Source organism: Ruegeria sp. C10 (genome assembly GCF_056537805.1).
The window spans coordinates 74415-99036 of record NZ_JBQFSC010000007.1 but is presented as its reverse complement, the minus strand read 5'-3'; the positions used below and the strand labels follow the sequence as shown (position 1 = coordinate 99036).

General features: G+C 53.3%; 18 protein-coding genes and 1 pseudogene. 8 read left to right on the top strand and 11 right to left on the bottom strand.

Going from position 1 to position 24622, the window contains the following annotated elements:
- Positions 1–62: 62 nt before the first annotated feature.
- Positions 63–989 carry a transcriptional regulator GcvA gene (gene gcvA / locus ACR0DE_RS20595; protein ID WP_480435950.1) on the bottom strand — a complete coding sequence of 309 codons (927 nt, stop codon included), beginning with the start codon at positions 987–989 and terminating at the stop codon, positions 63–65.
- A 163-nt stretch (positions 990–1152) separates the two neighbouring features.
- Here gcvA and ACR0DE_RS20590 point away from each other — a divergent pair, with 163 nt between their 5' ends.
- The 5 genes from ACR0DE_RS20590 to ACR0DE_RS20570 all read left to right on the top strand — a co-directional run bounded on the left by ACR0DE_RS20590 (position 1153) and on the right by ACR0DE_RS20570 (position 6770).
- The gene (locus ACR0DE_RS20590; protein ID WP_480755104.1) at positions 1153–2682 is read left to right on the top strand and encodes an ABC transporter ATP-binding protein; all 1530 of its coding nucleotides are present in this window, start codon (positions 1153–1155) and stop codon (positions 2680–2682) included.
- Positions 2679–3764 (top strand): ABC transporter permease, encoded by a 1086-nt coding sequence (locus tag ACR0DE_RS20585; protein ID WP_480755101.1) that lies wholly within the window; start codon positions 2679–2681, stop codon positions 3762–3764. Before ACR0DE_RS20590 ends, ACR0DE_RS20585 begins: the two co-directional genes overlap by 4 nt.
- A 3-nt stretch (positions 3765–3767) precedes the next feature.
- Positions 3768–4700, top strand: coding sequence for an ABC transporter permease (locus ACR0DE_RS20580; protein WP_480435942.1), 933 nt, complete (start codon positions 3768–3770; stop codon positions 4698–4700).
- 89 nt (positions 4701–4789) lie between these two features.
- Positions 4790–5743: a BMP family protein gene (locus tag ACR0DE_RS20575; protein ID WP_480435940.1), complete on the top strand. Its 954-nt coding sequence runs from the start codon at positions 4790–4792 to the stop codon at positions 5741–5743.
- Positions 5744–6137: 394 nt separating this feature from the next.
- Positions 6138–6770 (top strand): tyrosine-type recombinase/integrase, encoded by a 633-nt coding sequence (locus ACR0DE_RS20570; RefSeq protein WP_480435938.1) that lies wholly within the window; start codon positions 6138–6140, stop codon positions 6768–6770.
- Positions 6771–7513: 743 nt separating this feature from the next.
- Here ACR0DE_RS20570 and ACR0DE_RS20565 read toward each other — a convergent pair.
- Together ACR0DE_RS20565 and ACR0DE_RS20560 are read right to left on the bottom strand one after the other, a co-directional pair.
- Positions 7514–9211, bottom strand: a complete 1698-nt coding sequence (locus ACR0DE_RS20565) for a caspase family protein (RefSeq protein ID WP_170465205.1) — start codon at positions 9209–9211, stop codon at positions 7514–7516.
- A gap of 136 nt (positions 9212–9347) precedes the next feature.
- Positions 9348–11108: a caspase family protein gene (locus ACR0DE_RS20560; RefSeq protein ID WP_170465207.1), complete on the bottom strand. Its 1761-nt coding sequence runs from the start codon at positions 11106–11108 to the stop codon at positions 9348–9350.
- Between the two features lie 237 nt (positions 11109–11345).
- Between ACR0DE_RS20560 and ACR0DE_RS20555 the strand changes: the two genes are divergently transcribed.
- Both ACR0DE_RS20555 and ACR0DE_RS20550 read left to right on the top strand, forming a co-directional pair.
- Entirely contained in the window at positions 11346–11996 is a 651-nt protein-coding gene (locus tag ACR0DE_RS20555; RefSeq protein WP_170465210.1) for a DUF928 domain-containing protein, read from the top strand.
- 44 nt (positions 11997–12040) lie between these two features.
- Entirely contained in the window at positions 12041–13903 is a 1863-nt protein-coding gene (locus ACR0DE_RS20550; protein WP_170465212.1) for a CHASE2 domain-containing protein, read from the top strand.
- Positions 13904–13944: 41 nt separating this feature from the next.
- Here the strand turns inward: ACR0DE_RS20550 and ACR0DE_RS20545 are convergent, their stop codons facing one another.
- The 6 genes from ACR0DE_RS20545 to ACR0DE_RS20520 form a co-directional block, all read right to left on the bottom strand.
- Positions 13945–15723 carry a caspase family protein gene (locus ACR0DE_RS20545; RefSeq protein WP_480755099.1) on the bottom strand — a complete coding sequence of 593 codons (1779 nt, stop codon included), beginning with the start codon at positions 15721–15723 and terminating at the stop codon, positions 13945–13947.
- 430 nt (positions 15724–16153) lie between these two features.
- Entirely contained in the window at positions 16154–17332 is a 1179-nt protein-coding gene (locus tag ACR0DE_RS20540; RefSeq protein ID WP_480755097.1) for an ATP-binding protein, read from the bottom strand.
- Between the two features lie 154 nt (positions 17333–17486).
- Complete coding sequence (locus ACR0DE_RS20535) at positions 17487–18542, bottom strand: helix-turn-helix domain-containing protein (RefSeq protein ID WP_480755095.1); 1056 nt, start codon at positions 18540–18542, stop codon at positions 17487–17489.
- 177 nt (positions 18543–18719) lie between these two features.
- On the bottom strand, positions 18720–19688 hold the full coding sequence (gene repB, locus ACR0DE_RS20530; RefSeq protein WP_480437366.1) for a plasmid partitioning protein RepB: 969 nt from the start codon (positions 19686–19688) through the stop codon (positions 18720–18722).
- Complete coding sequence (repA, locus tag ACR0DE_RS20525) at positions 19688–20872, bottom strand: plasmid partitioning protein RepA (RefSeq protein ID WP_480437368.1); 1185 nt, start codon at positions 20870–20872, stop codon at positions 19688–19690. Before repA ends, repB begins: the two co-directional genes overlap by 1 nt.
- A 362-nt stretch (positions 20873–21234) precedes the next feature.
- Complete coding sequence (locus ACR0DE_RS20520) at positions 21235–22290, bottom strand: tyrosine-type recombinase/integrase (protein WP_480755093.1); 1056 nt, start codon at positions 22288–22290, stop codon at positions 21235–21237.
- Between the two features lie 276 nt (positions 22291–22566).
- Between ACR0DE_RS20520 and ACR0DE_RS20515 the strand changes: the two are divergent.
- Positions 22567–23020, top strand: a pseudogene (locus tag ACR0DE_RS20515) (IS6 family transposase); the annotation flags it as partial.
- 187 nt (positions 23021–23207) lie between these two features.
- Here ACR0DE_RS20515 and ACR0DE_RS20510 read toward each other — a convergent pair.
- Both ACR0DE_RS20510 and ACR0DE_RS20505 read right to left on the bottom strand, forming a co-directional pair.
- The gene (locus ACR0DE_RS20510; protein ID WP_480755091.1) at positions 23208–23978 is read right to left on the bottom strand and encodes a hypothetical protein; all 771 of its coding nucleotides are present in this window, start codon (positions 23976–23978) and stop codon (positions 23208–23210) included.
- Positions 23979–24053: 75 nt separating this feature from the next.
- Entirely contained in the window at positions 24054–24569 is a 516-nt protein-coding gene (locus ACR0DE_RS20505; RefSeq protein ID WP_170724953.1) for a DUF805 domain-containing protein, read from the bottom strand.
- Positions 24570–24622: the final 53 nt, after the last annotated feature.

Below are 24622 nucleotides of genomic sequence, written 5' to 3'. Positions count from 1 at the left end.
TGCTTCTCGGCAATTTAGAAATGACAAAAATTCAAGCGACGGATTAGATCGTTGCGGACGCGCTAATCTTCAAAAAATCTTTGACCGACGGCGCTGTCGCGAAACTCATCTGCTTGGTCCAATAGCCATTCCCGGAACACACGAACGCGTGCACGATTGGCGTAAGTTTCCGGGCAGACGAGAAAATAGCTCTTGTTCTTCAATGCAGTGTCAAAGGGGGCGACCAGCATATTGCGTTCCAGAAAACGCGCGGCGGCCAAAAGGCTGACCAGGGCCACACCATGACCATCGCTTGCCGTTAGCAAGCAGATGTGTTCCTCGGAATAGGTGACATAGGGCTCGACATCACCAGTCTGCAAGCCAGCCGCGTCCATCCAGCGCTCCCAACTCGGATCCGCATCGGAAAACCCGCTCCATTGGTATTCGATCAGACGAGACTTCAGAACATCTTCGACGGAACTCAGTGACTTCGCCTTTTCAACGCTGCAGACAGGGGCTACCCAGTCATTCAAGACCCAAGCCACATTGCTGTCAGGATAATCGCCAAAGCCATACCGAATGGCCACATCCACATCGCTGGACTTGAAATCCACCAGCTGATCGCTTGACAGAACCCTTACCGAAATCTCCGGGTATTTCTCGTAAAAGCCTCGCAGCCGTGGGCTCAGCCAGTTGGCGGCAAAAGACCCGGTGGTTGAGATTGTCAATGTGCCCGCAAGGTCGTCTTCCTCCAGCGCAAGCGAGGCGGCTTCGATGTTCTTGAAGGCCTCAATGATGTGGGGCGCGTAGTTGGCCCCATCCTCCGTCAGTTTCAAGGCGCGGGTCAGCCGGTGAAACAGGGGCACCCCAAGTTGATCCTCCAGCGATTTGATCTGATGGGAAATGGCAGTCGGAGTGACGCATAACTCATCGGCGGCATCCTTGAAACTCAGATGTCGGCAGGCCGCTTCGAAGGCCTGAATGCTTTTCAACGACGGTATCTTCGCCATGACGCGCGGCTTTGCTCTCCTGATGCGATGCTATTTCGTCGCTCCACTCTAACCCGATTGCCAGTTCACATGTGGGCAAAATTCTCAGCTGTGAGGTGAAAACATCTAATTTGAGAAGATAGAGCATTCTCTCTTGAATTTGCGTGAAAGTTGGGAGGTTGTCTTGGATCCATTTTTGAAGGTCACCGGCATCGACAAGTCGTTTGGCGCCGTTCGCGCACTGCACAACGTCAATCTGCTGGCCTCGAAGGGCGAGTGCATTGCGATTCTGGGCGAGAACGGAGCGGGGAAAACCACGTTCGCGAGTGTTCTGATCGGTCTGTATCAGCCCGATAGCGGTGAAATCAAATTGGGCGGAACACCTGTTTCGGTGGCCAGCCCAGCAAAAGCTATTGAGCATGGGATCGGCATGATCCACCAGCATTTCAGCCTGGTCGGCGCGATGAACGCCGAAGAGAACATTCTGATCGGCTTGCCCAGCACAAAGAGGGGTGCCCAAGCGCGGGCGCGCATTCGGCAGCTTTGCAGCGATTTTGACTTTAACGTCGATTTCGACATCCGCGTCACGGAAATGCCTGTGGGCATGAAACAAAGGGTGGAAATCCTTAAGGCGCTGTTTCGCGATGTATCGATCCTGATCCTGGATGAACCCACCAGCGTTCTTGCCCCGACCGAAGTCGCGCCGTTTCTCAAAGGGGTGCGCAAGCTGGTTGCCAATGGCTGCCTCGTCTTTTTCATCAGCCACAAGCTCGATGAAATCCGCGAAATTGCCGATCGCGTCATGATAATGCGCCATGGGCGTGTCGAGGGAGTTCTTCCGGTTGCGACCACGCCCATGGCTCAGATGTCAGCGCTTATGATGGGAGAAAAACCGACCAGCGAAACGGTCGAGACGCCCAAGGCCAGAAAGGCGCGCAACGATACCAGCTCTGCACCGGACGCTCTGGTTGTCTCTGATGTTTGCCTGACCGATCCAGGCGGCGCGGAAATCCTGCGGGATCTGACCCTCTCCGTGAAGGCTGGCGAAATCCTCGGAATCGCCGGGATCGACGGCAATGGCCAGACGGAGTTGAGCGAGGTGATCACCGGCCTCAAAAGGCAAACCAGCGGCGCCATCCACCTTAATGGCACGGAGATATCAAGCGCCTCCATCGCTTCGCGCATTGCCGATGGCATAGGCTTCGTGCCCGAGGACCGCCATGCCGAAGGCTTGGTCCTGTCGCTCAGTGTCGAAGAAAATATGGCCTTTCGATCCATTGGCGAAGACAGGTTCATGTCTGGCGGTCTGATTTCCCGGCGCGCGATGCACGAGATCGCAAGCGACGTGGTCGCGGCCTTTGACATTAGGCCCCCTGACCCAAAACTGAACGCCTCGGCTTTGTCCGGTGGCAATCAACAAAAAATTGTTCTGGCCCGTGAAGTGGCCCGGGCGCGCAATCTTTTGGTCGTCGTACAGCCGACGAAAGGGCTTGATGTCGGCGCAACGGAATTCGTTCAGAACCAGATCCGAGCCGTCGCCCAAAGCGGCGTGGGGGTTCTCTATATCTCCACTGAACTTGAACATGTGCTCGACGTCTCTGACCGCGTCGCCGTGATGGCCTTTGGCCGGATCACGGGTGTTGTCGATCCAGAAAACACAACTCTTCAAGACATCGGGCTCTTGATGACCGCAGCGCCGGAGGAGGTACAATGAACAGATTTACCATGCAACGCCGGATTGCGATTGCTTTACTTTTAGCGCTGAGCGTTGGCGGCGTGTTGATCCTGCTCGACGGGCACAACCCGTTTGAGGCCTATAAGGTTCTGTTTATGGAATCCTTCCTGAATTACTGGGGTTTCTCCAATACTTTGGTCAAAGCCTCGCCGATGCTTCTAGCCGGGCTGGCCGTGATCATTCCGATGCGCGCCGGTGTGTTCAACATCGGTGGCGAGGGGCAGATCTATATTGGTGGGTTGTTCGGCGCCGTCTTTGCTTTGGCGATCCCCGATCTGCCCGGTCTATTAGGCGTGCCGCTGATATTTGTCGCCGCCGCCGTTGGCGGGGCGTTCTGGGCGGCAATTCCTGCGTATCTCAAAGCCTATCGGGGCACGAATGAGGTCATCGTCACGCTGTTGATGAACTTCATTGCGATCCACATCGTCAGCTATGCCGTGGCTGGGCCGCTATTGGCTGAAGGCGCGCCATATCCTTATTCGGAGGAAGTCTCGGAAGACTATCGCCTGCCTATTCTGATGCCGCAATCTGATACCCATGCGGGCTTTGTATTCGGGCTGGGCATGACGATCATCTTGTATTTCTGGCTGCGCTTCACGCCGTCGGGTTTCCAACTGGACCTTGTGGGCCGCAATGCCCGCGCTGCGGCCTATGCCGGTGTGGACCAGAAAAAGACCATCATTCGCGCTATGTTGATTGGCGGCAGCCTTGCAGGCACGGCCGGCGCTATCGAGGTGATCGGGTTGAAGTACCGCCTGTTCCACCTGTTTAGCGATGGCTACGGCTATGACGGAATTGTCGTCGCTTTCCTTGCGGCTCTTAACCCAATTGTCGCGCCTTTGACCGCGCTGTTCCTTGCTGGGCTCTCTTCCGGGGCGGGAACGATGCAACGTGCCGTCGGAGTCGACAGTTCTGTCATCGAAGTGGTCGAGGGGCTCGTTGTGGTTTTTGTCGCCGCCGCCCTCGTGACACCGCGAACCAGGTCCACATCCATTCTGAAACCCCTGGCAAAAAACCTGCGGCTGCGCCGCCAAACACAACGCCAGAAGAACGAGGCATAGGCTATGATTGATCTTGTTTTGCTGGGCGACGTCCTTGCCGGAACCGCCCGATTGGGTACGCCAATTGCTTTTGCTGCCCTTGGCGGGGTGATTGCGGAACGTGGCGGGCTGTACAACATCGGCCTCGAAGGTCAGATCCTTGCCGGAGCGCTTGGCTCTGCCGCTGGTTCTTTCGCAACGGGCTCCGCCGTGATCGGGCTCGGATGCGGGATCATTTGCGGCCTGATCTCTGGCCTGCTGCTTGGGTATATGTCGATCCGGCTGCGCATCAACCAGTTGGTTGGCGGTATCGCGCTCAACCTGCTGCTGGCCGGACTCACAGCTTTTCTGTCCCGTCAGATATTCGGGGCTCAGGCCGGAGGGGCGCGGGTAGACGGGTTCTCGCAGATCGATATTCCCTTCTTGTCAGATCTTCCCGTCGTTGGCCCGTCCCTTTTTTCCCAGGATCCGTTGTTCTACCTATTGATCGGATTGGCAATAGCAGCCTGGTTCTGGCTGATGAAATCCCACAAGGGTCTGGACCTACGCGCCGTTGGCGAAAACCCGAAGGCTGCGGACTTGGCCGGGGTTCCTGTCTTTGGCATGCAATATCTCGCAATTGCAGTCAGCGGTGCCCTCGCGGCGCTGGCCGGAGTGCATCTGGTCTTGTCGCAAGTCTATGTGTTTGCGGAAGGCATGAGCGCGGGCAAAGGCTTCATTGCGCTTGCGGCAATCATCTTGGGACGTTGGTCGCCCATCGGCGCGATCTGCGCGGCGCTTTTCTTCGGCTTCTGTGATGCGGTGCAATTCAAACTGCAATTCACCTCGCCAGAGATTCCCTATCAGCTCTTCCTGATCTTGCCTTACCTCGCATCGCTCATCGCACTCGTGGTCCTCGGAGCCAAGGCCAGCGCACCTGCAAGCGTCGGACTGCCTTACGACCGAGAGCATCGATAAATCTCAGCCGTGACGTGAGAAACCATCGTTTTTCACGTCGCGATCCTCCCGTCACCCTGACAACACATATCCAGTATGGGAGAACAACAATGCAATTGAAGTCCAAACTATTGGCGGGGCTTGCGGCACTGATGTTGGCAGGGTCTTCGGCTGCTGACGGAATCGAACGCGCCGCGATCGTTATGCCCGGATCGATTTCTGACAATGGCTGGAACCAAGCCGGATTCGAAGGTCTCACCAAGGCAGGTGAAGCGCTCGGCTTTGAAGCCGCCTTTTCCGAAAGCGTGCATCAGCCGGAACAAATCGAAGTCCTGAGCGACTACGCACGCCGGGGGTATGACCTTGTGATCGGTCACGGCGGAGAATTCCAGGACGCCGTGGAACGTGTCGCTGCACGCTTCCCGGAAACCATGTTCATGGTGAACAACGGACTGGGCACCAAAAACAACATTGCCAACGCGGATTTCTATTTCAGCCAAATCGCTTATCTGATGGGCTACGTCGCGGGCTCCATGTCAGACACAGGCACCATCGGCATCATCGCCGCGCAGCAGTTCAAATTCACGACCGACACGGTCGCCGGCTACGAAGCGGGCGCCAAAGCGGCCAATCCGGAGGTCAGAGTTCTGGTTACCTGGACCGGTGACTGGGATGACATCGCCAAGGGCAAAGAAGCTGCCTTGAACCAAATTTCCCAAGGCGCCGATGTCGTCTGGCCGACAATGGACAGTGCGACGCTGGGCTCCATGCAGGCCGTTCAGGAAAAAGGTGTCTATGGCATCGGCATCTATCGTGATGCGATCAACGAATGGCCGGAAATCCTGCAGTCCGCTATTTTGGATGTCCGAGGCAACATGCGGTCCTACCTGGAACTGGCAGCTGCTGGAAAACTGGAAGGTGCACTCTACCGGGCGGATATGGGCAATGAACTGGCCATGCGGATCGGGTCGTTCCACCCAGATATCCCGGTGGACGTTGTGGATGAAGTCAACAAGCTGATCGACGCCATGAAGTCAGGCACTTTGGTTGTAAATCCACAATAATGCATCCCTAATAGTCGCTCCTCCTTTCACTCTCGCCTCCAAGTCTGGGGGCATTTTTTTGTCAGAGAAATCAATGATTGAAGCCTTTCGCTTGTACCGCGTGGGACTGTGTTTCCCCCGATTTCGTCGGAGTCGCTGTGCTTTCTATTGATGGTTTTTAGTTCTGCAATGTCCGAAAACAAACAACTCCAGGACTGCCCAAGATCCAACCATGCAAAACGCTCAATCAACACCGTCCTTGCAAAATTTGTGACCAGACATTCCTGCGCATTGCAGCATCGGTCGAACTGGGCTCACTGCAGACCTTGGAAGCCGCGCAGCATGCTGTGATAAAATTTTTCGGTCAACGTCGGGTTGTCGTTGTGGGCGGGCATGGCGGATCGGAGGATAAACCATGGAGACCCCAAACTTACCTGCCATTCGTGCTCTTCGCCCAGCATGGAACAAAGGACGCATCGTCGGCCAGAAGCGACCGCTGAAACCAAAACATGTCTGGGCAATCCGAGTCCGCCTCGAGCTTGCCGAAAACCATCGCGATCTTGCGCTCTTCAACATGGCAATCGACAGTAAGCTCCGCGGCTGCGATCTGGTGAAGATGAAGGTGGCAGATGTCATGTCATCGGGCCTGATCAAGGAACGGGCTTCGGTCCTTCAAAGCAAGACGCAGAAACCCGTGCGCTTTGAGATATCAGAGGGCACGCGTGCCTCTGTTGAAAAGTGGATGGAAGATGAGCTGATGGTCGGTTCGGAGTACCTTTGGCCCGGTCGTTTCCACGAACGATTGCACATTTCGACCCGTCAATACGCGCGGATTGTTCGAGACTGGGTCACATCGATCGGCCTCGAAGCAAGCGCCTACGGAACCCATTCAATGAGGCGCACGAAAGTTAGCCAAATCTACAAGAAAACTGGCAACCTTCGAGCTGTTCAGCTTCTTCTCGGCCATACCAAGATGGACAGTACGGTCCGGTATCTCGGCGTCGAACTCGAGGATGCCTTGGCCATCGCCGAAGCCATCGAGATTTAATGCCTGCGGGTCGCTCTCGCGGGCGGCCCTAAGCGGACTCTAAAAATGCAATCCGTATGCAGCAAATGCACTCTAGAAAGCAGACATTAGTACCGTGCAACAGTCTGTAATCAGCCTCATGACAAAGGCCTGTCAAAACCGCCTAGGAATTGCCAAGGTTAATGTCAAATAACTTCTTGGTTTTAGGTCGCGTAGCGAGCTCAGTCACAAACCACCAGTTTTGACCAAACAGTTACGCTAACTTGCGCTATCCTTGATGTGCTCTTCCAACACGCCTGCATTTATCTCGCGCGGGTCGCCAACATTGTAATGCGTCGCGTCTCGCAGGATTTCGTGGCGCATACTGCCGTTCACTATTTTTGAATTTCATCGACAACGAAAATTAGATTCCAACCTTCTTCATCGGTGATCATCTTGGCTTCAAACGAATGGCTATCAAACTTAAGTATTTTGCTTGTGTGCAAATGCGAATCTCCATCAAGTTCCACTAATTTTATTTGTCTTGTACTATCCCGACCACAACCTTCCGATATCACCGCCCTCATCGCAGGGTACGGAATTCTACAACAACATTTAACTACTTCAGGCGATTCAGTGGAAATTCTATTTTAAACGGCTCTCAAGCCGACGGCCGACTTCGAAGTAGGAGAAATCGGTCTCTACAACTTTGCCACAATCGGCACGCTGCTTGGTATTCATGCCGCTCTTGTCAACCCTAGTCATCTTGCGAATTCCGTTGGAAGCTAGTTTGCACGCCTGACTAGGAAATTCAGGAAAAACTGGCCGTCAATACGTCGTGGCTCATACACGAGGCGTCGGTCGGGTTTCAGTCCTTGAGGCAACTTTACATCAATTCGAACCTTGTAGGGCGTCACCGGTGGACCAAAATGCGAACTTAGGGTGAAGCGGAGTTTCAGTTGACCGTTGTCATCCAATGACCCCCGGAAATCCTTGAACCACGGACCACCTCCGGTAAACGCTTGGGCGGACACCAGAGTCACTTTGCTGCCTTTCCGGTTGATCCGCAATGACGCGAGTGGTTCGATTTTTCCGGGGTAATAGGATTCGTCGCCGCGCGTTGCAGTTTGCCAATAGTCATCATCCCATCTACGCCGAATGGAGATGACGTAATCGCCGTCAAAACCTACAGCAACCGCAACTTGCTTGCAGACGCGACCCTGTTCTTTCTTAAGCGCAATGAGGGTCTGTTGTTGGTTCAGACCTTCCGCCGGAAGCCCTAGGTTTTTTCGGGCGTTCCGGTATCTAGTATATGCCGCTCTTGTGCGAGGACCTACGACGCCGTCCGCCGCGCCCGCACTGCATCCGACGCGGTTCAATTCGCTCTGAATGTCACGGACAAGGCTGCGTGTTAGTGCTTTCTCAGTCGGCTTGTCCTGCGGAGCAACAAATGCGACTTCCGTGTCGTTCGTTTTAAGTTTGTTGTCATGAGCAGCTTGTAGCCTTGCCTTCTCACGCAGATCATCCCGAAGTGAAAGGGCAAGCGTTACCGCAAAGTGATCATTCTGTTCCTGATAGCGGTTTAGAAAGGACTCGATTGCATCCAGCGTTCCGAGTGAACGAGCCAACTCAAAGTCAGCGTAGATTTCACGGTTTTCAGGCCCGACTCGCTTGGCTTTCGTCGGAACGGGCGCTGTGACCGGAACTAGGTAGATATCTTGGCTTGGTAAAGAACCGTAGGTAAAAGGTTCCTGAAACCCATCTGTCAATTTAAACACGGTGTCGCGGACCTTTCGGAACATCTTACCTAGTTCCAACCCAGGCTCTTCGATGTGCTTTAGCAGCGCTGTGGCATACGGGCTGTTACGCCCCTCTCCATCAAGAGCCAATGTTCCGCCCTTGGCTGCGTAGCTTACTAAAACTCCGCTAGGGTCAATACGACCCAAGCCGCGACCGATGGAGCGTGTGCCGCCATTTCTTTCCATCGTGCTCAGGAATGGGTTGTTCCGGCACGCATCGATCAAAACGACCTTTAATCCATCGGCACCCGACAAGGAACTGATAACAGAGTCCAGACGTATCGCTTCAAATTCGACATCCTGATCGCTGCGCAGCTCAGAGTTTACAGGAATGAGGTAGTTTGTGTTTTCGATCTCAATCCCGTGACCCGCAAAATAGATGATGGCCATATCCGCATCTTTCGCCGCTCGACCGAAGTCGCGCAACGCAATGCGAAGACCACGGTAGTCTAGATTCTGATTATGCCAAACCGTGAAACCGATGCGTTGCAAGGCTTCGGCAAGATCCGAGGCATCATTGTCTGCATTTGGAAGATTGGCGACATGTTGATACTCAGCATTTCCAATCACCAATGCGACCCGTTTGGTGTCCGCGTGCGCAATATGCGAAACAGAGAACCAAATCGCAAAGCCTATCAGCCATAAGAATGTCCTGAAAAGATATTGAAATGAACTGTAAAACAAAGTGCCCCCGATCGGAACAAGTTGAGACGCCTTAACACTACCACAAAACCTTATTGAATCGAATATTCCGATCCGATTGCCAGCGTATCCTCATAAAAAACATACGGTTTCGCTGAAACCCCTTGGGCAGAGCGCGTTATTTCAGAGAGCCTTCCAAGACCACGGAACGCACATTCCATCCAGAGCCATCGAACCATTTTGTCGGGGTCACATCGTCAAGATCGCGTCTCCCTCGCGCTTCGTACTGAAACTGCGCGAATGATTTACTGCCCTTGCCGTGGGTTTTGTTTGGCTTGGATGGCAACCAGTTGGTATAGGTCACGGGTTCTCCGCTGAACCATCGCCATCCGATGACGGCACCGTCTTCTTTGGGGTCCTTTCTGAACCCGAAATAAGGTCCGGCCTTATAGCTGATTTTCGTTTTGCTGTCGTATCCCATTTCAAAGAAAGCCGGGTCGCTTGAAATCATCCTGACGATGAACGCATTCTCTGCAGCCGATGTGATTGCGGCCAAATCCAATCCACATTTTTGCGCCTCGCTGCGCGCACTCTGCACGCTGCCTGAATAGACCAGCGCAACGTAAAGGTTGCCACGAAACGTGCCATAGACACTTTTACGTAGACCCAAACAACCAAGAATTTGCGTGACTTCTTCAGATTCACCTAACACCTTCAACTCGGAAATATTCTGTCGGACAGCGAAGGGATTGCTAATAAAACTCGCGCCATCCTGCGCCTGCGGCCTGATCCCAAGGCCGGAAAGGACGGCAAGATCGGCGTATCCGGATTGTTCCAACCCCAATTTGGCCTGAAGCGCCTTGATGCCTGATCGTGTCCGCGGCCCGAAAACTCCGTCGGGCACACCAACGTCGAAGCCTGCGCTGTTAAGATTTTGTTGTATTTCCTTTTTCTGAGTAGGGCTCGGCAAGAGCGCGGCTTCTATTTCATCGAACTGCCCACTCTTTCTGGTCCAGGCAGGTGTGATCTGGGCCATCCGCTTCAGTACTTCGGGCTCGGATAACGTTGCTGTGCGATAGGATCTGGCAACCAAATCCCACCCCCTGACAGTGTTCACCTTCATAGCTGCGGCCAGCGCGTTCTTCTCAGTTGCCTGCGGTTGCACGCCTGATGCGTCAGGTTCTTTAGGGCCCAACAATGGCAATGCAGCTTGTTCTACCTTGGGTACCAAAAAAATGTCCTCGCCCGGAAGTGAGCCGTAAACAAAAGGCTCCTGATACCCGTCGGTCAGCGCGAACACGCGATCGCGCACCTTGCGGAACAATTTGCCAAGTTCCAGACCCGGTTGTTCAACATGTTCCAGAAACGCCTGCGCGTAAGGGCTGTTCCGACCGTCGCCATCTTGCGCCAGAGTCCCACCGCGGGCCGCGTATCCGACCACGACGCCTCCTGGTTCAACCGCGGCCAAACCGCGCCCGATCGAACGAGTGTTCGATGCCTTTTTCATCTGGGTTAAAAACGGGTTGTTTCGGCATGCGTCGACAATCACGATATTTAGCGCGGATGAGCCAGCAATGGCATTCACGATAGCGTCCAGACGAATGGCTTCGAATTCGACGTCCCGGTCACTTTTCAGCGCTGCATTTACCGGTATCAGATAGTTTGTGTTCTCGATTTCGATTCCATGACCCGCGAAATACATAAGCGCCACTTTCGCATTGGCTGCGGCTTCGGCAAAGTCGCGCAATGCAATGCGCATATCGGTGTAACTCAGGTTTTGATGTTGTGTAACCTCAAACCCAACGCGCTGTAACGCCTTGGATATGTCCTCGGCATCATTGGCCGGATTGCGCAGGTCCGGGACGTATTGATAGGCAGAGTTACCTATAACAAGAGCTACGCGCTCGCCCTTAGCCTCTGTCGCAAGCGGCAAGGTCAAGAGCAAACAAACCACCAACAAACACCAGGCACCGCTTCGCCATTTGATTTCAGGAATCATAAGTACAGACTCAACTCTGAACCGAACAGTTCCTAATATTAGCATAAAATTGCTTGATAACCGAGCTTAGGATCAGCTGAAGCGAGATAGAGCAGGAACTGGACTCAACGTAATTTCAAGCCTACGCTAAACCTTCAAAAAGCGGATTTATTTGCAATTTTCTTCGCGAGGCGTCTTGTGTCGTGGAATTGGGTATCAATAGCTGTTTTTGTCTTCGTACTGGCTGCAGGCCTGTTTCCCAGCGGTTTTGCACTGGCTTCAGGCGATGAGAAAAACGCGGAAAAGTCCTCAGAAATTGTATTCATTCCTCCCGAAATCGGCACGCCAAAAGATCGAATGGGCGCTGGTACCCGGACTATACCTTCGGATGCCGCTTCTGACCTACTGCTACTGGTTCCAGCAGACGGTGGGTTAACAACTCTGGCCTTTCCGCCGTTGATCTGGCGGCTGACCCGCGGCCATCGAGGAAATGTAATCGTCAAGCTGAACCCAATCGGGACGACTGCAACAGAACTACACATTATGGGTCCTTTCCCGCCCGGCGATTATGGTCTGGACCTCAGTAGGTCAAGTTTTATGCTGGATACCGACCAGGTTTACCTTTGGCAACTTGAGCTGCTCGATCCAAACACCGACGCGGTGGTCGAACGGTCGTCAGGGTTGATTGAGCGTTTGCCGGAAGAATTTAGATCAGACACTCCGGCCGCAGCTGGTCTGTGGTTCGATGCGCTCTCCGAACTTGTGGATATAGGCCTCAGCGGCCGAGTGCAGGCGACGAACCCAGCCGTACTCGAAAAATTTCTGAATTCAGCTGGCGTAGGTCCGTGAAATTGAAGCGTCCAAGGCATGCATGGCAGAGAACGTCATCGCTCATGCCGATTTGGCAACGCTGGGTTTTGGTCTGTGTCATTTCACTGATTGTGGGCATACCTCTGATCGAACTCCGAAAAAAAGGCATACTCGAACCACTTGAGCTTCTCCAATACGATTGGACGACATCAGCCTTTGCCGAAGATAAACCTATAGCAGACGTTTATCTGGCTACCATCAATGACAAAGATTTGGGCGAATGGGGCTGGCCTGTCCCCGATCTGCAATTGGCGCAGATTGTAAGCAATTTGCTCGCCTCTGGTGCAACTACGGTGGGTGTAGACATTTACAGGGACGTTCCGGTAGGTGAAGGTCGGGACGCCTTGCTTGAGGTGCTGAGCGATCCCAGAGTTTTCGTGATCTCGAAACTACAGGACGGCGAGACTGCTGGCATTTCCGCGCCGCAGGACTCGCACACGGGGTTCGCTGATATTCCAATTGACCCTGATGGCGTTGCCCGACGCGCCTTGTTGTTAGTAAATACGCACGATGGTATTTCCCTGTCACTGCCTATGCATTTGGCCGCGACCCATACCGGGCAACCTGCATTGAAAAGCGCTCCCGACAATCCGCGCTATTTGATGTTTGGCGATACAGTTGTAAAACCTTTGGCCACGGGTGCAAACCTGTTCCGCAACGTGGATACGTCAGGCTATCAAATCGTCATTGATTACAAAAATGCATTGCCGATCACTCGCAGTGTTCCCGCCGCAGAGATTCTGACTCAAACTGGGCTGGATCGCTTTAAAGGAAACGCTGTGATAATCGGCGTTACCAGTCATTCCGTAAAAGATTACTTTTTAACACCACTCAACCGGTCAACCGGGTCAAATTTTACCTTTGGGGCCGAAATCCACGCCACGATCGTTCAACAGTTGATAGACTACTTCAACGGCCAAGCCACTCCGCTGCGCGCCTTGGACGGCCAGATTCCTGCGTTCATCATCCTCGCTTCGGTCTTCTTAGGTGCCTGCGTGTCTGTTTTCGTCAGGGTTACCGGCAATGCGGTGTTGTTGGCTGGGATGGGTGGCCTCTTGCTAACGGTTGCGTTGTCCGTGTTTCAACAGTTCGCTTTGTTAATGCCCGTCGCGCCATCTCTGTTGGGTTGGACTTTTGGATTTCTTTGCGGCTTTGGTATCATCTCAGGCTTTTCGCGCAACCAAAGGCGTGCCATCGCGCAGGTGTTTTCTTCTCATCTGTCCGAAGAGCTGGCAGCTGAGATTTGGAAACAACGCAAATATCTAATGTCGGGTGGAAAGCCCCGATCTCGGCAACTGTTTGTCACGGCGCTGCTCGCGGATATTGAAGGATCGACCCTTGCTGGTAATTCGATGGATGCCGAAGCGTTCATGGCGTGGATCTCACGCATACTGGATCGGCTAAGTGAAATTTCCCGCGCGCATAATGGGTTTGTCGAGAAATACACTGGCGACGGCATATTGGTTGTGTTTGGCGCGCCAATTCCCAGCGAAACGCACAAACAAAGACAATTTGACGCGCAGGCCGCATTGCGCTGCGCCCATGCCATGCGCAAAGCCGTTGCGACACTGAATGGAACACTTGAAAACCAACCTGCGTACAAGCTGCGCATTGCACTGAACAGCGGAGACGCAATTGGGGGCACCCTAGGCGTCAGAGGGTCCATGCATTACAACGTCATTGGCGACACGATTAACATCGCCGCACGTCTGGAAAGCTGGATAAAGACTCTACCACCTGATAAGGACGGATGCCGTCCGATCTGCATGACGCTGGAAACTGCGCGGCTGACCGATCCGGACCGCAACTGGCCAGTCATACCGGGGCTTTTTCATGACGATGGCAGAACAGAGATTCAGGTGGTGAAAGCACCGCCAACAACGTGAGATCTGCGAAATTAGTTCTATCGTGGAATTGGTGGTGAATCCTATTTTCGCGTCACAACAACATCGACGTACCAATTCTTGTCAAATCGCCCCTGATTGCTGCGTATTGACGCGTTGGGTGCCAAAGTTGAAGGCAAGTCCAGCGTGACCGAGAAGGGTACTACATAAACGCTGTTGAACAGAAAATTCGTGCGTCCGGAAACTTTCAAACGCCCTTTGTCGGACAAAGATGCCCGATATTTCTTGGACCGGCTATCACCCCCTTTGGAGCGATCGACCGCATTTACTAGCGCGAATCCAGCATCGGTCTTGCGATATTTCAGCCAAAGCACCGTGTCGATCCCGGAACCGGCATCCGTGCCCAGCGGGTCCGGTCGCCGACGAATATTAACGACATACTCGCCGTTGAATCCAATCGCAGCAGAGGTCGCCGACGCCGCTTCCGGAGCAACCAGCGTCTGACCCCGACTTGTCTTTTGAACCGGTTCCTGGCGTTCCGGCTGAGGAATGCTGCTGAGAACTGCAACGCTTTCTGCAGTCAAATAGCCAGTCCTGGCCACGCCGTTCTTACTTTGAAATCTCTCAAGCGCGGCGCGCGATCTGGGGCCGAAAATACCGTCTTCAGGTCCGGCAGCGAAGCCAAGAACATTCAGGCCGCGCTGAATGTTTCGGTAGTCGCCGCGGCTTAGATTCAAATTGGCTTCGGTATTCGATGTTGCACCTGACCGTGCAGCAGTCTTGTCCTCGGGCACGTCCTGCCGCAGCGGTTCTTCCGTTGTTTTTGGGGCAACATGCGTTGCCGGATTTCGGTTCGTGCTGCTGGCGGCATCCAAAACACCTTGCGCATATTGACCGGCGCGCGTGTCCGGGTAGAGCTGCGCAATCAATTTCAGCGCATTCTGTTTCGTGGTTTCGTCTGCCAGTGTCAGGGCTTCGCGCAAAACCCGCTCGGCCGAACTTTGACGCTCGTTCACGGGATCGGTCGCGACCTTCGAGGCTTCCTGCACGACCGACGGGGCACTCACCGCCGCCGGTACCAGATAGATATCACGCCCGGGCAATGAACCGTAGGTAAAAGGCTCCTGATAACCATCGGTAAGTTCAAAGACGGTGTCGCGTACTTTTCGAAACAGTTTGCCAAGTTCCAGCCCCGGCACCTCGATATGTTCAAGCAGGGCTTCGGCATAGGGGCTGTTTCGGCCATCACCGTCCAACGCCAGAGTTCCGCCGCGCGCGGAATAACCGACCAGAACACCTCCGGGATCAATACTGCCCAATCCCTGCCCGATGGACCGCGTTGCGGTTGTGCGCTCCATATCTGAAAGGAACGGATTGTTTCGGCAGGCGTCAATAAGAACAAGCTTGAGACCTTTCGCCGTAGATACCGCATTTAGCACCGAGTCCAGCCGTATAGCCTCGAATTCCACATCCTTATCGCTTTTGAGTTCCGCGTTGGTGGGAATCAGGTAATTGGTGTTGTCTATTTCGATGCCATGACCCGCGAAATAGACCAACACCACGTCAGCTTTCGCAGCCTTATCGGAAAAATCCCGAAGGGCCAGCCGCATTTGACGGTAGTCGAGATCGTATAGTTCGGTCACATTAAAACTTATCCGACCAAGCGCGGCCGCTATATCCCGCGCATCATTTGCCGAGTTTGGAATATTTGTAACGTACTCATACTTCGAATTTCCTATGACAAGCGCCATACGCCTGGCATCAGATATGTCCGCCAGTACAATTGCAGGTCCGAACATGACAATAGCAATGAAGCCAGACCTAAGTCGCGAAAAAACCAGATAAACAAGGTGTACCAGCATTACAACTTCGTCCACAAAAGCCGTAGTTACTTTAACATAATCCACATCAAACCGCGATAAGGCTAAAATAATTTGCTGAGTGCGTCGCCGATTTCACCCCATTAACTGCGCTAAAACTTCCCGTTTCATAATTTAGTGTGAGTTCCAACTTGCTTTGACTACCCGATCCGCGTCAAACCATCGTCAATCGGCACAAATTCTCCAAAACCGTCGGCCAGCTGGCTTAAGGGCATCCATTCAACATGTGATAGGGACACTAAGTAGTGTTCCGCTTTGTATGTCAGCATTTTTGTAACCGAATACCAAACCCTGCACCTGCAGCGAATGACTGCTTCCCGCTCTTCGTGATGATTTTCAGCTGCATCAATGCTCTGTCAGAGGTGGTCTACTACGTTCATTTTTAGACACGCTATCGTAGGCCCTGCCTCTCTCACGTCTGTGCAGACGTCAGCCGTTCCATAGCGTTTATGAGGGGCATTGCCCTAACCCCCCCCTGCCCCGGAACCTCCCTGTCGTCTGCATAGACAAGGATACGTTCTGAGACGTCCAGTTCTTCTGCTGCGATGTGAAACCCGCGCGTTACCTTCGCCGATGTCGTCCGCTTGATCTCTATGGCCCAGAGGACGCCGCCGGGAAATTTCAACATCAGATCCACCTCAGCCCCTGCTGAAGAGCGATAGAAGCTTGCTTCTGTTCCGCGTGGTGCAGCAGCAATCAGGTTTTCAATACAGAATCCTTCCCAACTGCCGCCGACAACTGGATGCCCCAGCAGGTCTTCCTGCGTTTCGATCCCAAGAAGCGCATGGGATAGACCAGAATCGCGTATATAAACTTTGGGAGATTTGACCAGACGCTTCCCGGCATTGGAATGCCAGGGCGGTAGGCGACGCACCAGCATCAGGTCAACCAGTAAGTCAAGATAACGCGCAACGCTCTGACCGGAGACACCCAGGTTTCCCGCGAGTTTTGCCGCGTTGAGTATTCCGCCTTGCTCATGGGCGAGCATTGTCCAGAATCGACGCAATGTCTCCGCCGGAATGCGCAACCCGAAAGCTGGAACATCGCGTTCCAGATAGGTGCGGATGAAATCCTCGCGCCACGCCAGGCTGGTTCGGTCGTTCTTCGCCAGGAAGCTGTCGGGAAACCCACCCCGCAACCAGAGCGCGGAGAGCGAGTCCGCTCCGGTTTCCGACAAGGTGAAAGGCGTCAGCTCGTGGTAACTGACCCGTCCCGCCAGGGATTCTGCGCTTTGGTGCAGAAGCGTGTTCGAGGCCGACCCGAGCAGTAGGAATTGACCAGTCCGATGCCCTTGCCTTCGGCGTCGGTCAATTTGACCACGTAAGGCCTTGAACAGGTCCGGCATAAGTTGAACCTCATCAATCACTACTAGGCGGCCGAACTGTTCATCGAGATAAAGGTCGGGCTCTTCGAGTACCTGGCGATCGGCAGATCTCTCCATATCAAGATAGACAGCATCACGGCTTTCAGCGATATCCTGCGCGAGTGTTGTCTTCCCTACTTGCCGCGGCCCAAGCAGGACTACGCCCGCCTGGTTCTCCAGGGAATCTTCAACTGATTTTCTATCACCGCGCTCGATCATACCTTGCATTTATTCCATACAGTGGAAGATTTACAAGGATAAACTTCGAGGGTTACTTCCTTATCAGCTTGTAGCTCGGTGCAATCAAACATCGTCTGCCTTCCCTGTCCCATCTCGCATTCCGCCGGCGTATAGCCTACTACACACGCCTATTTGAGCCACGTCATGGAACGCTCGGTTTGCCGGCCAACATAGCTGTGGGTGTCATGTCGCCCTTGTCAATCTTGGCTGCCAGTGAAATCAGATATGCCCTGTGAGACCGTATCGTTTCAGCCCTTTGAGTAATGTACCCCAGGATCATGAAGCGTATGGCTGGGCCATGGATGGTCTTCATAGCATACCAAGTGTCACCAAGATGTAGTTGGTCTGCAATGGTGTCCATAATTCGATCACAATGCGCCTGATCTTTCGCAAAGCGTAGTTCCGAGCACAGCCTGGGAAAACTGCGCTCCATTTGATCTGGGGAAACTTGAAGCTGAGAAAATTTTTCTTTCTTAACTTTCGGATTCAAAGAGTCGTCTTTGTGCCCCTCAATTTCACTGTCACTGGCCCTCAAATTTTCTGTATCTGCCTGTGTTATCCCGGAGATTTCCACAGAGATTTCTGACAGCAGCTCGCTGAGCACATTCGCATCTGGTTTGCGACGTAGAGCATTGCGTACGGTGACCATCAAATCAGAGATCGTGGCGTCGTTTGCCACGAGGTCTCTGAGGCGCGCCAGAGCTGTAGAAACCTTGTCGCGGAGTATATTGAACTCAAGAACGCGATCAGCATGCCTCTGGGCTTCCTGGATGAACTCAGCATGCCGTTCAGACAATGGCATCAAGGACAGCCCTGTCGCAGTGACCACCCTGCCCTGTCGGTTCCGACGTGCCCAACGTTTACCATTTGCGCTCATCACGCGGCGGATAAGTCCAAGCTCAACCAGCGTCGAGATATGACGCTCAACTGTCTGCACGCTGACATGCGTCCGTTTGGCGATCGCCGCGTTGGACGCGAAGCAGATGTGATGATCATCTTGGTCCGCAGTAATCTGATCACCGCCCACAAAAGAAATCATGGCTCTCAGGACATTGAGAGTTGTGGATTTCAACCCAAGAGGTTCTCTGGCCTCTTCAACGGCGCGAAGAAGAAACCACTTTTTGGGCGTACTACTCCTCTGCCCTGCCGTTGCCGACAAGTTTGCTCCATTAGGAGCCAATGCTGTTAGTGTTTTCATGATTATCTATCGGCAGACAAAAATTACCCGTTCGCTCAAGAGCGTTTTTTCTTGTGTGGTGATTCGGGTGCTGCTAGATTCTAGGTGTCTAATCTAAGAATTGCGCTTTGCGCAGCAGCCCTCGAAGCTCCGGTTTCGGGGGTTTTGTTTGTTTGCCTTCCTCCTTTCTGCTCGTCCTCAGTTCTTTTTCTCGGTGTTTACAGCTGTAAACTCAGCGTGTGAGCGCTTGATGATTTCAGCCATGTTCTTGTCCAACCAGCTAGCAAAGCCAGCGTTAGCTCCGGTTCTTTTGACCGAAACAGTTAGTGATCCGTTGGTGGATTTGATTGTAACGCCATCAATTGGGCTTACTTCGGCTGCACCTTCTCTTTGTCGAGCACCACGTTTGACAGCTGCCTTAAGGAGCATTTCCAGCCGATCATCTGACGACATCGATGGCTCAATAGTTGCAAGCAAGTTGGTTGCTTCATCTTCCGCCAGCTTGCCTGCAACGAAGTGTTCTGCAAGCACGGTCCATTTTGGGCGGCCAGATTTTGGGGCTGCGCCGATCATGTCACCAATCTTTGCAGGAACATGTTGCGTAACTTTTGTCAGGTGAGACAGCCCTGATTTCGAAACGTTCAATACTTGCCGCACCGTTGCAGTGTCATGTCCGGAAGTCAGGATCGCCTCGGCGAAACGTGCTTTCTCGTAGAAGGAAAGATTGCGCCTCGCAGCATTCTCAAGCCCTTTGGCGAGAAGCGCTGAAGCATCGTCGATATCCTGAACATTGGCGCGGACTTTAATACCGAGTTCACGACAGGCTTTGAGCCTCCTCCTCCCATAAATTGCCTCGTAACGACCGTCGGATTTCGATTTTCTGACAAGAATGGGAACTTGTTGGCCACCGTCTTTTATGCTCGACATCAAGCTTTCAAAACTATCATCTTCTTCGTCAGTGTTTACAGCTGTAAACTCACCAAGCCTATCGGCTGGCCCCCAATCGTCGATCAGAGCAGGGTCAATTTCCCTGATTGCGGCAAGTGAGCCCTGAAGCGCACCAAGAGCAGGGGCATTAGGTTTTGGGGTTTTATCGATGGCCTTGGGGCTGGAGCGCGCGATGGTGTTTGCGATCCCCGACATCTCCTGTAGCGATTTTCTAGCCATTAGCTGCGTCCCCATGCTAGGTGGATCATTTGCTCTACTTCAGAGCCGATCGCATCCATTGAGTTCTTTGCCCGATCATAAGTTGCGCGTGTCATTTCCGACCGCACGACCTCGTAAATTGATTGTTTGAGCATTGTGGCGTCACTGATTGCAGTGCTTTTGAGGGCCGTAGCTGACATAACGCGATCCTGAAACAGTGCTCGCATGAAGGAAGCCAGTTGTTGAGACGGTACATCTGTCGGCTCGTCACGCGTTATTAGGAATTTGAAGTTGTCGTATTCGAGTGTAGCGCCGGCATCTTCAATGACTGCCATGTAAGCCCCAGCGAGTTCGAGGAATTGAGCCGTCGAAGACACGTCCAGCATTGAAGGTGTCAGTGGCACAAGCAATGAACTGGCGGCCGCCATCCCGGCTATTGTCAAGAATCCGAGTTGAGGTGGGCTATCAATCAGAACAAGGTCAAAATCGCCTTCTACCTGGGCCAAGGCATTCCGTATTCTCGTAAAGAACGGATGGTCCGGGTTGGAGTGAACGGCAGACTCTGTCTCAAATTCGGAAAGAACAAGCCGTGACGGTGCCACAGACAGACCGGGGAAGTATGTCGGAAGCACTACGTCCGCCATATCGACCGGATCTTCATATCGAATAGCATCGTAAATCGTCAGCCCGTCAAACTCTATTTCGGGACTAATGCCACACATGGATGTAAGCGAACCTTGTGGATCCAGATCAACGGCCAGAACACGGTAACCGCGAAGTGCAAAATAATGAGCCAGGTGAATTGTTGTGGTGCTCTTGCTGCTGCCACCTTTGAAGTTCATCAACTGCCAGACTTGGAGCTTTTCTCCTTCAGTGCGTCGAGGAATATAGCGTCCTTTTTTGCGGGAGGTTTTCTCTAACGTTTCGCGTGTTTCCCAAAGCTCTTGGGCAGTGTAGTAACGCCGACCACTTCGTACTTCCTTTGGTTCAGGAATCGTTCCTTCGGCGTGGACCTTGCGCATGAACTGACCAGAGACACCTAAGAGTTCAGCCGCTTCTGGGGCTGAAAAGTTGCGAAGTGTTTTGGTGTTATCAGGGGCAAACGCTGCAAGGAGATGTTCTCGGATAGCCGAGTTTAATCTCTCAGAAATTTCCGTAGCGAGTGTTGATGGTCGCTCTGCCGTAAGTGGTGTCACGGGAATCATGTAGTTGCCTCAAATTAAAAAATGTGGTCATTTTCGCGCCACTTGAGACAAACAGCCGTGATTCACTGCCCTAAGTCAAGAATTTTCGCCTATATTGTGGGCTACGCGGACCAATGAACTACATGCGCTTTGTATCAGAGCAGGGCGGTTTACAGTTGTAAACCCGTTAGAAGAGAATTGTGGACTCAGAAATCAGAGTTAGATCCTCCGCGAATCAAGCAGGCATTCGCGTAAAACTTCTATACAAGCTCCACTTTGAGCGGAGCATTTCTTGCCAAAAGCTTAGGTCATGAATGAGCGAGACGAATTGTGAGACGATATCAGAGAAGGGTAGGGGGTTAGTTGGGCTGATTTCGTTAATCTCACCCCAACAGGTCCGTCGCCGGGTTATCTGCGATATCCACATCGTCATAATATTTCTGCGCCTGAGCCATGGAACGGTGCAGCGAGAGGCGCATGGCGGCCTGGATTGGGGCGCCGTCCAGTGCGGCCTGGGTCAGAAAGCCCGAGCGCAATCCATGCGGCGAGGCAAATCCTGCCGGGAGCCCAGCCAGTGCCAGCCGATGTTTGACGATCTGGTAGATCGCATCCGGGCTGAGCCGGCGTTTCAGCACCCGGTCCGCCTTGGAGACAGGTCGGAACAGGGGGCCGTCGCTGATCCCGCCCACCTCGATCCAATGCACCAGCGCCTGGGCCGCGCGGCCCTTGAGGACTAGGCGCGGCGTTTCCCCTTTGGTGGTGGTCTTGGTCTCCAGCAGTGAGATCCAAACCAGGCTTTTCTCGTCGAACGCCTTCAGCGAGACGTCTTCAAACATCAACCCGGTGATCTCCGAGCGCCGTCTGCCACCAGAAGCCCAACCCAGCATCAGCAGCGCCCGATCGCGGCAATCCCTCCGGGACCCCCGACAGGTGGACAGCAGCTGTTCCAGCACATCGCGGGTAATCGGGTGCTGCGATTTTGGGGCAGGGGGGCGAGCTGCAGCGCGACGCGCTTTGGACCGGGCCTGTTTCACCTGCGGCGCATCAAATGGGCTGGCGAGATTCTTCATCCGGTGGAACGCCAGCCAGGAGGCGATGCGCCGATCCAGCGTCGAGGGGGCAGGGCAGGCCAGCGATTTGCGCAAGCCCTGCGCGATCAGCGCCTCTGCCGTCTGGCGGGCTATATCCGTTTCTGGCGCATCCTTCAGATCTCGGGCGTGATCGAGAATGAAGGCGAGGGCGGTGGCCTCAGATTCCGGCCAGTCCAGCGTCGCTGCGAACCGTGCGGACTTCCAGGCGGTGACATAAAGCAGATCCCGTTCATATGCCCGCAGCGTGTTGGCGGGCGTGCCGCGCACATAGAGATCGGTGAGCGCCTCCTGGTCTGCCTGCGACAGGGCCGGAGAGGCGGCTGGAAGATAGGGGGCAGGGCTGCTCATACGCATCATTCTGCGCTTAAATTTGCAGGAAATCAATCACACATAATAAGGGATACTTATCAGGAATAATACCGCCACGAGATCTCTGCATATGTAAAGATCAAAACGTTCACATTATGCACATTACGCGCGTTAATCCAATTTGTTTTCTTTCAAACCCTGATATCTGTTGTAAGTAAATTGTTCGGCTTCAGCCCCTCTGACAGGCTTTGTCGCAAACTTTTGGCTAGGACGTCTTCGTGTCAATTGCGTTTCGGACTTTGATCGAGGCAGACAGTGACAGTTTTATTCAACGGCGCTCATTTCCCAAGGGACATGATACTACATGCAGTGTTCTTTTAACTTCGTTACTCAGTGTCCTATCGGGAGTTGACAGGAATTCTGGTTGAACGACGTGTTTAAGTTGATCATGCGACGCTGAACCGTTGGATCGTCAAATACCCACCTCTGGCCGCCGACCGGGGCGCGTCTTAAGAAGAGATGCTACGATCGTTCCTGAGGAATGGACGAAACCTCCGTGCGCGTCAGAGGGGAGTGGGTCTACTAGTATCGCGCAATCGAAAAACACGGTAAGGCTCTTGATTTTATGCTGTCCAAACGGCGGAGCAAATCTGCAGCAACGAAGTTTTTCGCATGTGCGCTTGAGGTAAATGAGCTCCCAAGAAAGATAGTGATAGCCAAAAGCGGCGCTAACACCGCCGATATCGAACTGGTCAACATAATCCGCAAAAGTTAATTCACACAAAGACTCTCTCAGTTTCAGAAACTTGCTAAACGGGCGGAATAATTATCTCGCCGGAGCCATCTCCTCAGCTTTCTTAAGATTTTGCCGCGGAACCGTTTCCAGTAGGTTTCCCATTTAGTAATGCGCAGAAGGGTATCCCATCTTGCGGAAAAATGCCGTACTGAACGCTGCATCAATTGCACTGATCATACCGGTAGTCCCCATATTCCAGCCAGTTTGCCGAGCCTTTGCTAAAAATCAGAAACTCGGACCTGTCCTCCCCAAGCAGGGCGACGACAAATCCGGCGGGCGGCACAGAGTTTCCGAAGTAGCTGTAGGCTGTCATGGCTCTGATCGACTCGCCGTTAACCGCTACTCGCGCGTTCCACTCCCCCTCTGGATTGTCCAAAATTACGGGTTCGATCACGCGTTTTTTCGCTCCGCCACCACAATAGACGATGCCTTCGGGCGCTTCGTAGGACGTCTCTTGGCTAACTTCTGAATCGCACGCAGAACGAAGGGACCGAATTGCTGCGCTGGAACCTTTCAAGTCAAAAATTCCGTAGCTGACATCTTGATCAATCATCGACAGATTAACCGATGCATTGGCCGCAAGCTGATCCAGAACAAAACCATAGTCCGGCTGACTATTGAAACTGACCTCGACGGGATAGTTGTCGACGATCTGCACGGCAGCGTTTTCTGCGCCAACCTGAAATGCTCCTACTTCGGTGGTGCCGTTCTTCAAAAAACGAATGGAAAGCCCCTGCTTGTCCGCAATGTCCTGGCTGTCCTCGAATCCAGCCGGAGCAAAGCGAATACGGTCACACTGAAGTTCCAGCGTCATGTTCCCTGTCTGAATAAACGCATTGGGGTTGGGCCCGAAGCTGAACGACCACTCCGCTGATGCTGTGGTTGCCACTGCCATCAGTAGCATTCCAATGGAAATGGTTTTGCAGCTCATTTTTTTTCTCTCCATTGAGTTACGGTTCGCACTGTCGTTCAGCAGAAGTTCCAGCCAATTGCCCGGACAGCCAGATCAGGAAACAGGTTCGCCGTATTCGTTTGCGCCTTCTTGGGAAGGTCGTGTCAGCCACCAGATCATCAGAATGGACAGAACCAATTGAAGAATTGAGACAACAACAATACCGGTCACGCCCAGGGCGGCCGCGGGTCCTCGCAATGCATCGGGGTTATCCGTCCCTTGCTCCAATACCGAAAAGAACGCCACCCCACCCAGCATAACAAAGAGCGTTGTAATGCTGAGCGCCATCGGCAGCAGCAAATACCAGCCAGGTCGTCCTGTATCATGTAGCCTTCGCCAACCGGCGGCCAGCATGGGTATGAGAACAGCCAGCTGGAAAACAGAGGACAGGACCCGAGATCCCTGGCCTGTTTCGGGGTTGGTCCCGAATATGATCGTATCCAGCACAGCTAAAGCGGCACTCACGAGAACCACAAACAAGAAGAACCACCAGTATTCTGAGCGTATAGCCCGACCGGAGAACTGGAAGTATTTCGAGAAACACGTCTTAACGGCTTCACCAAATCCCATCTTTCAATCCCTTCATTGTTTTTGTGCGGCCTCAAATCGCTTCGCCGCTCAGG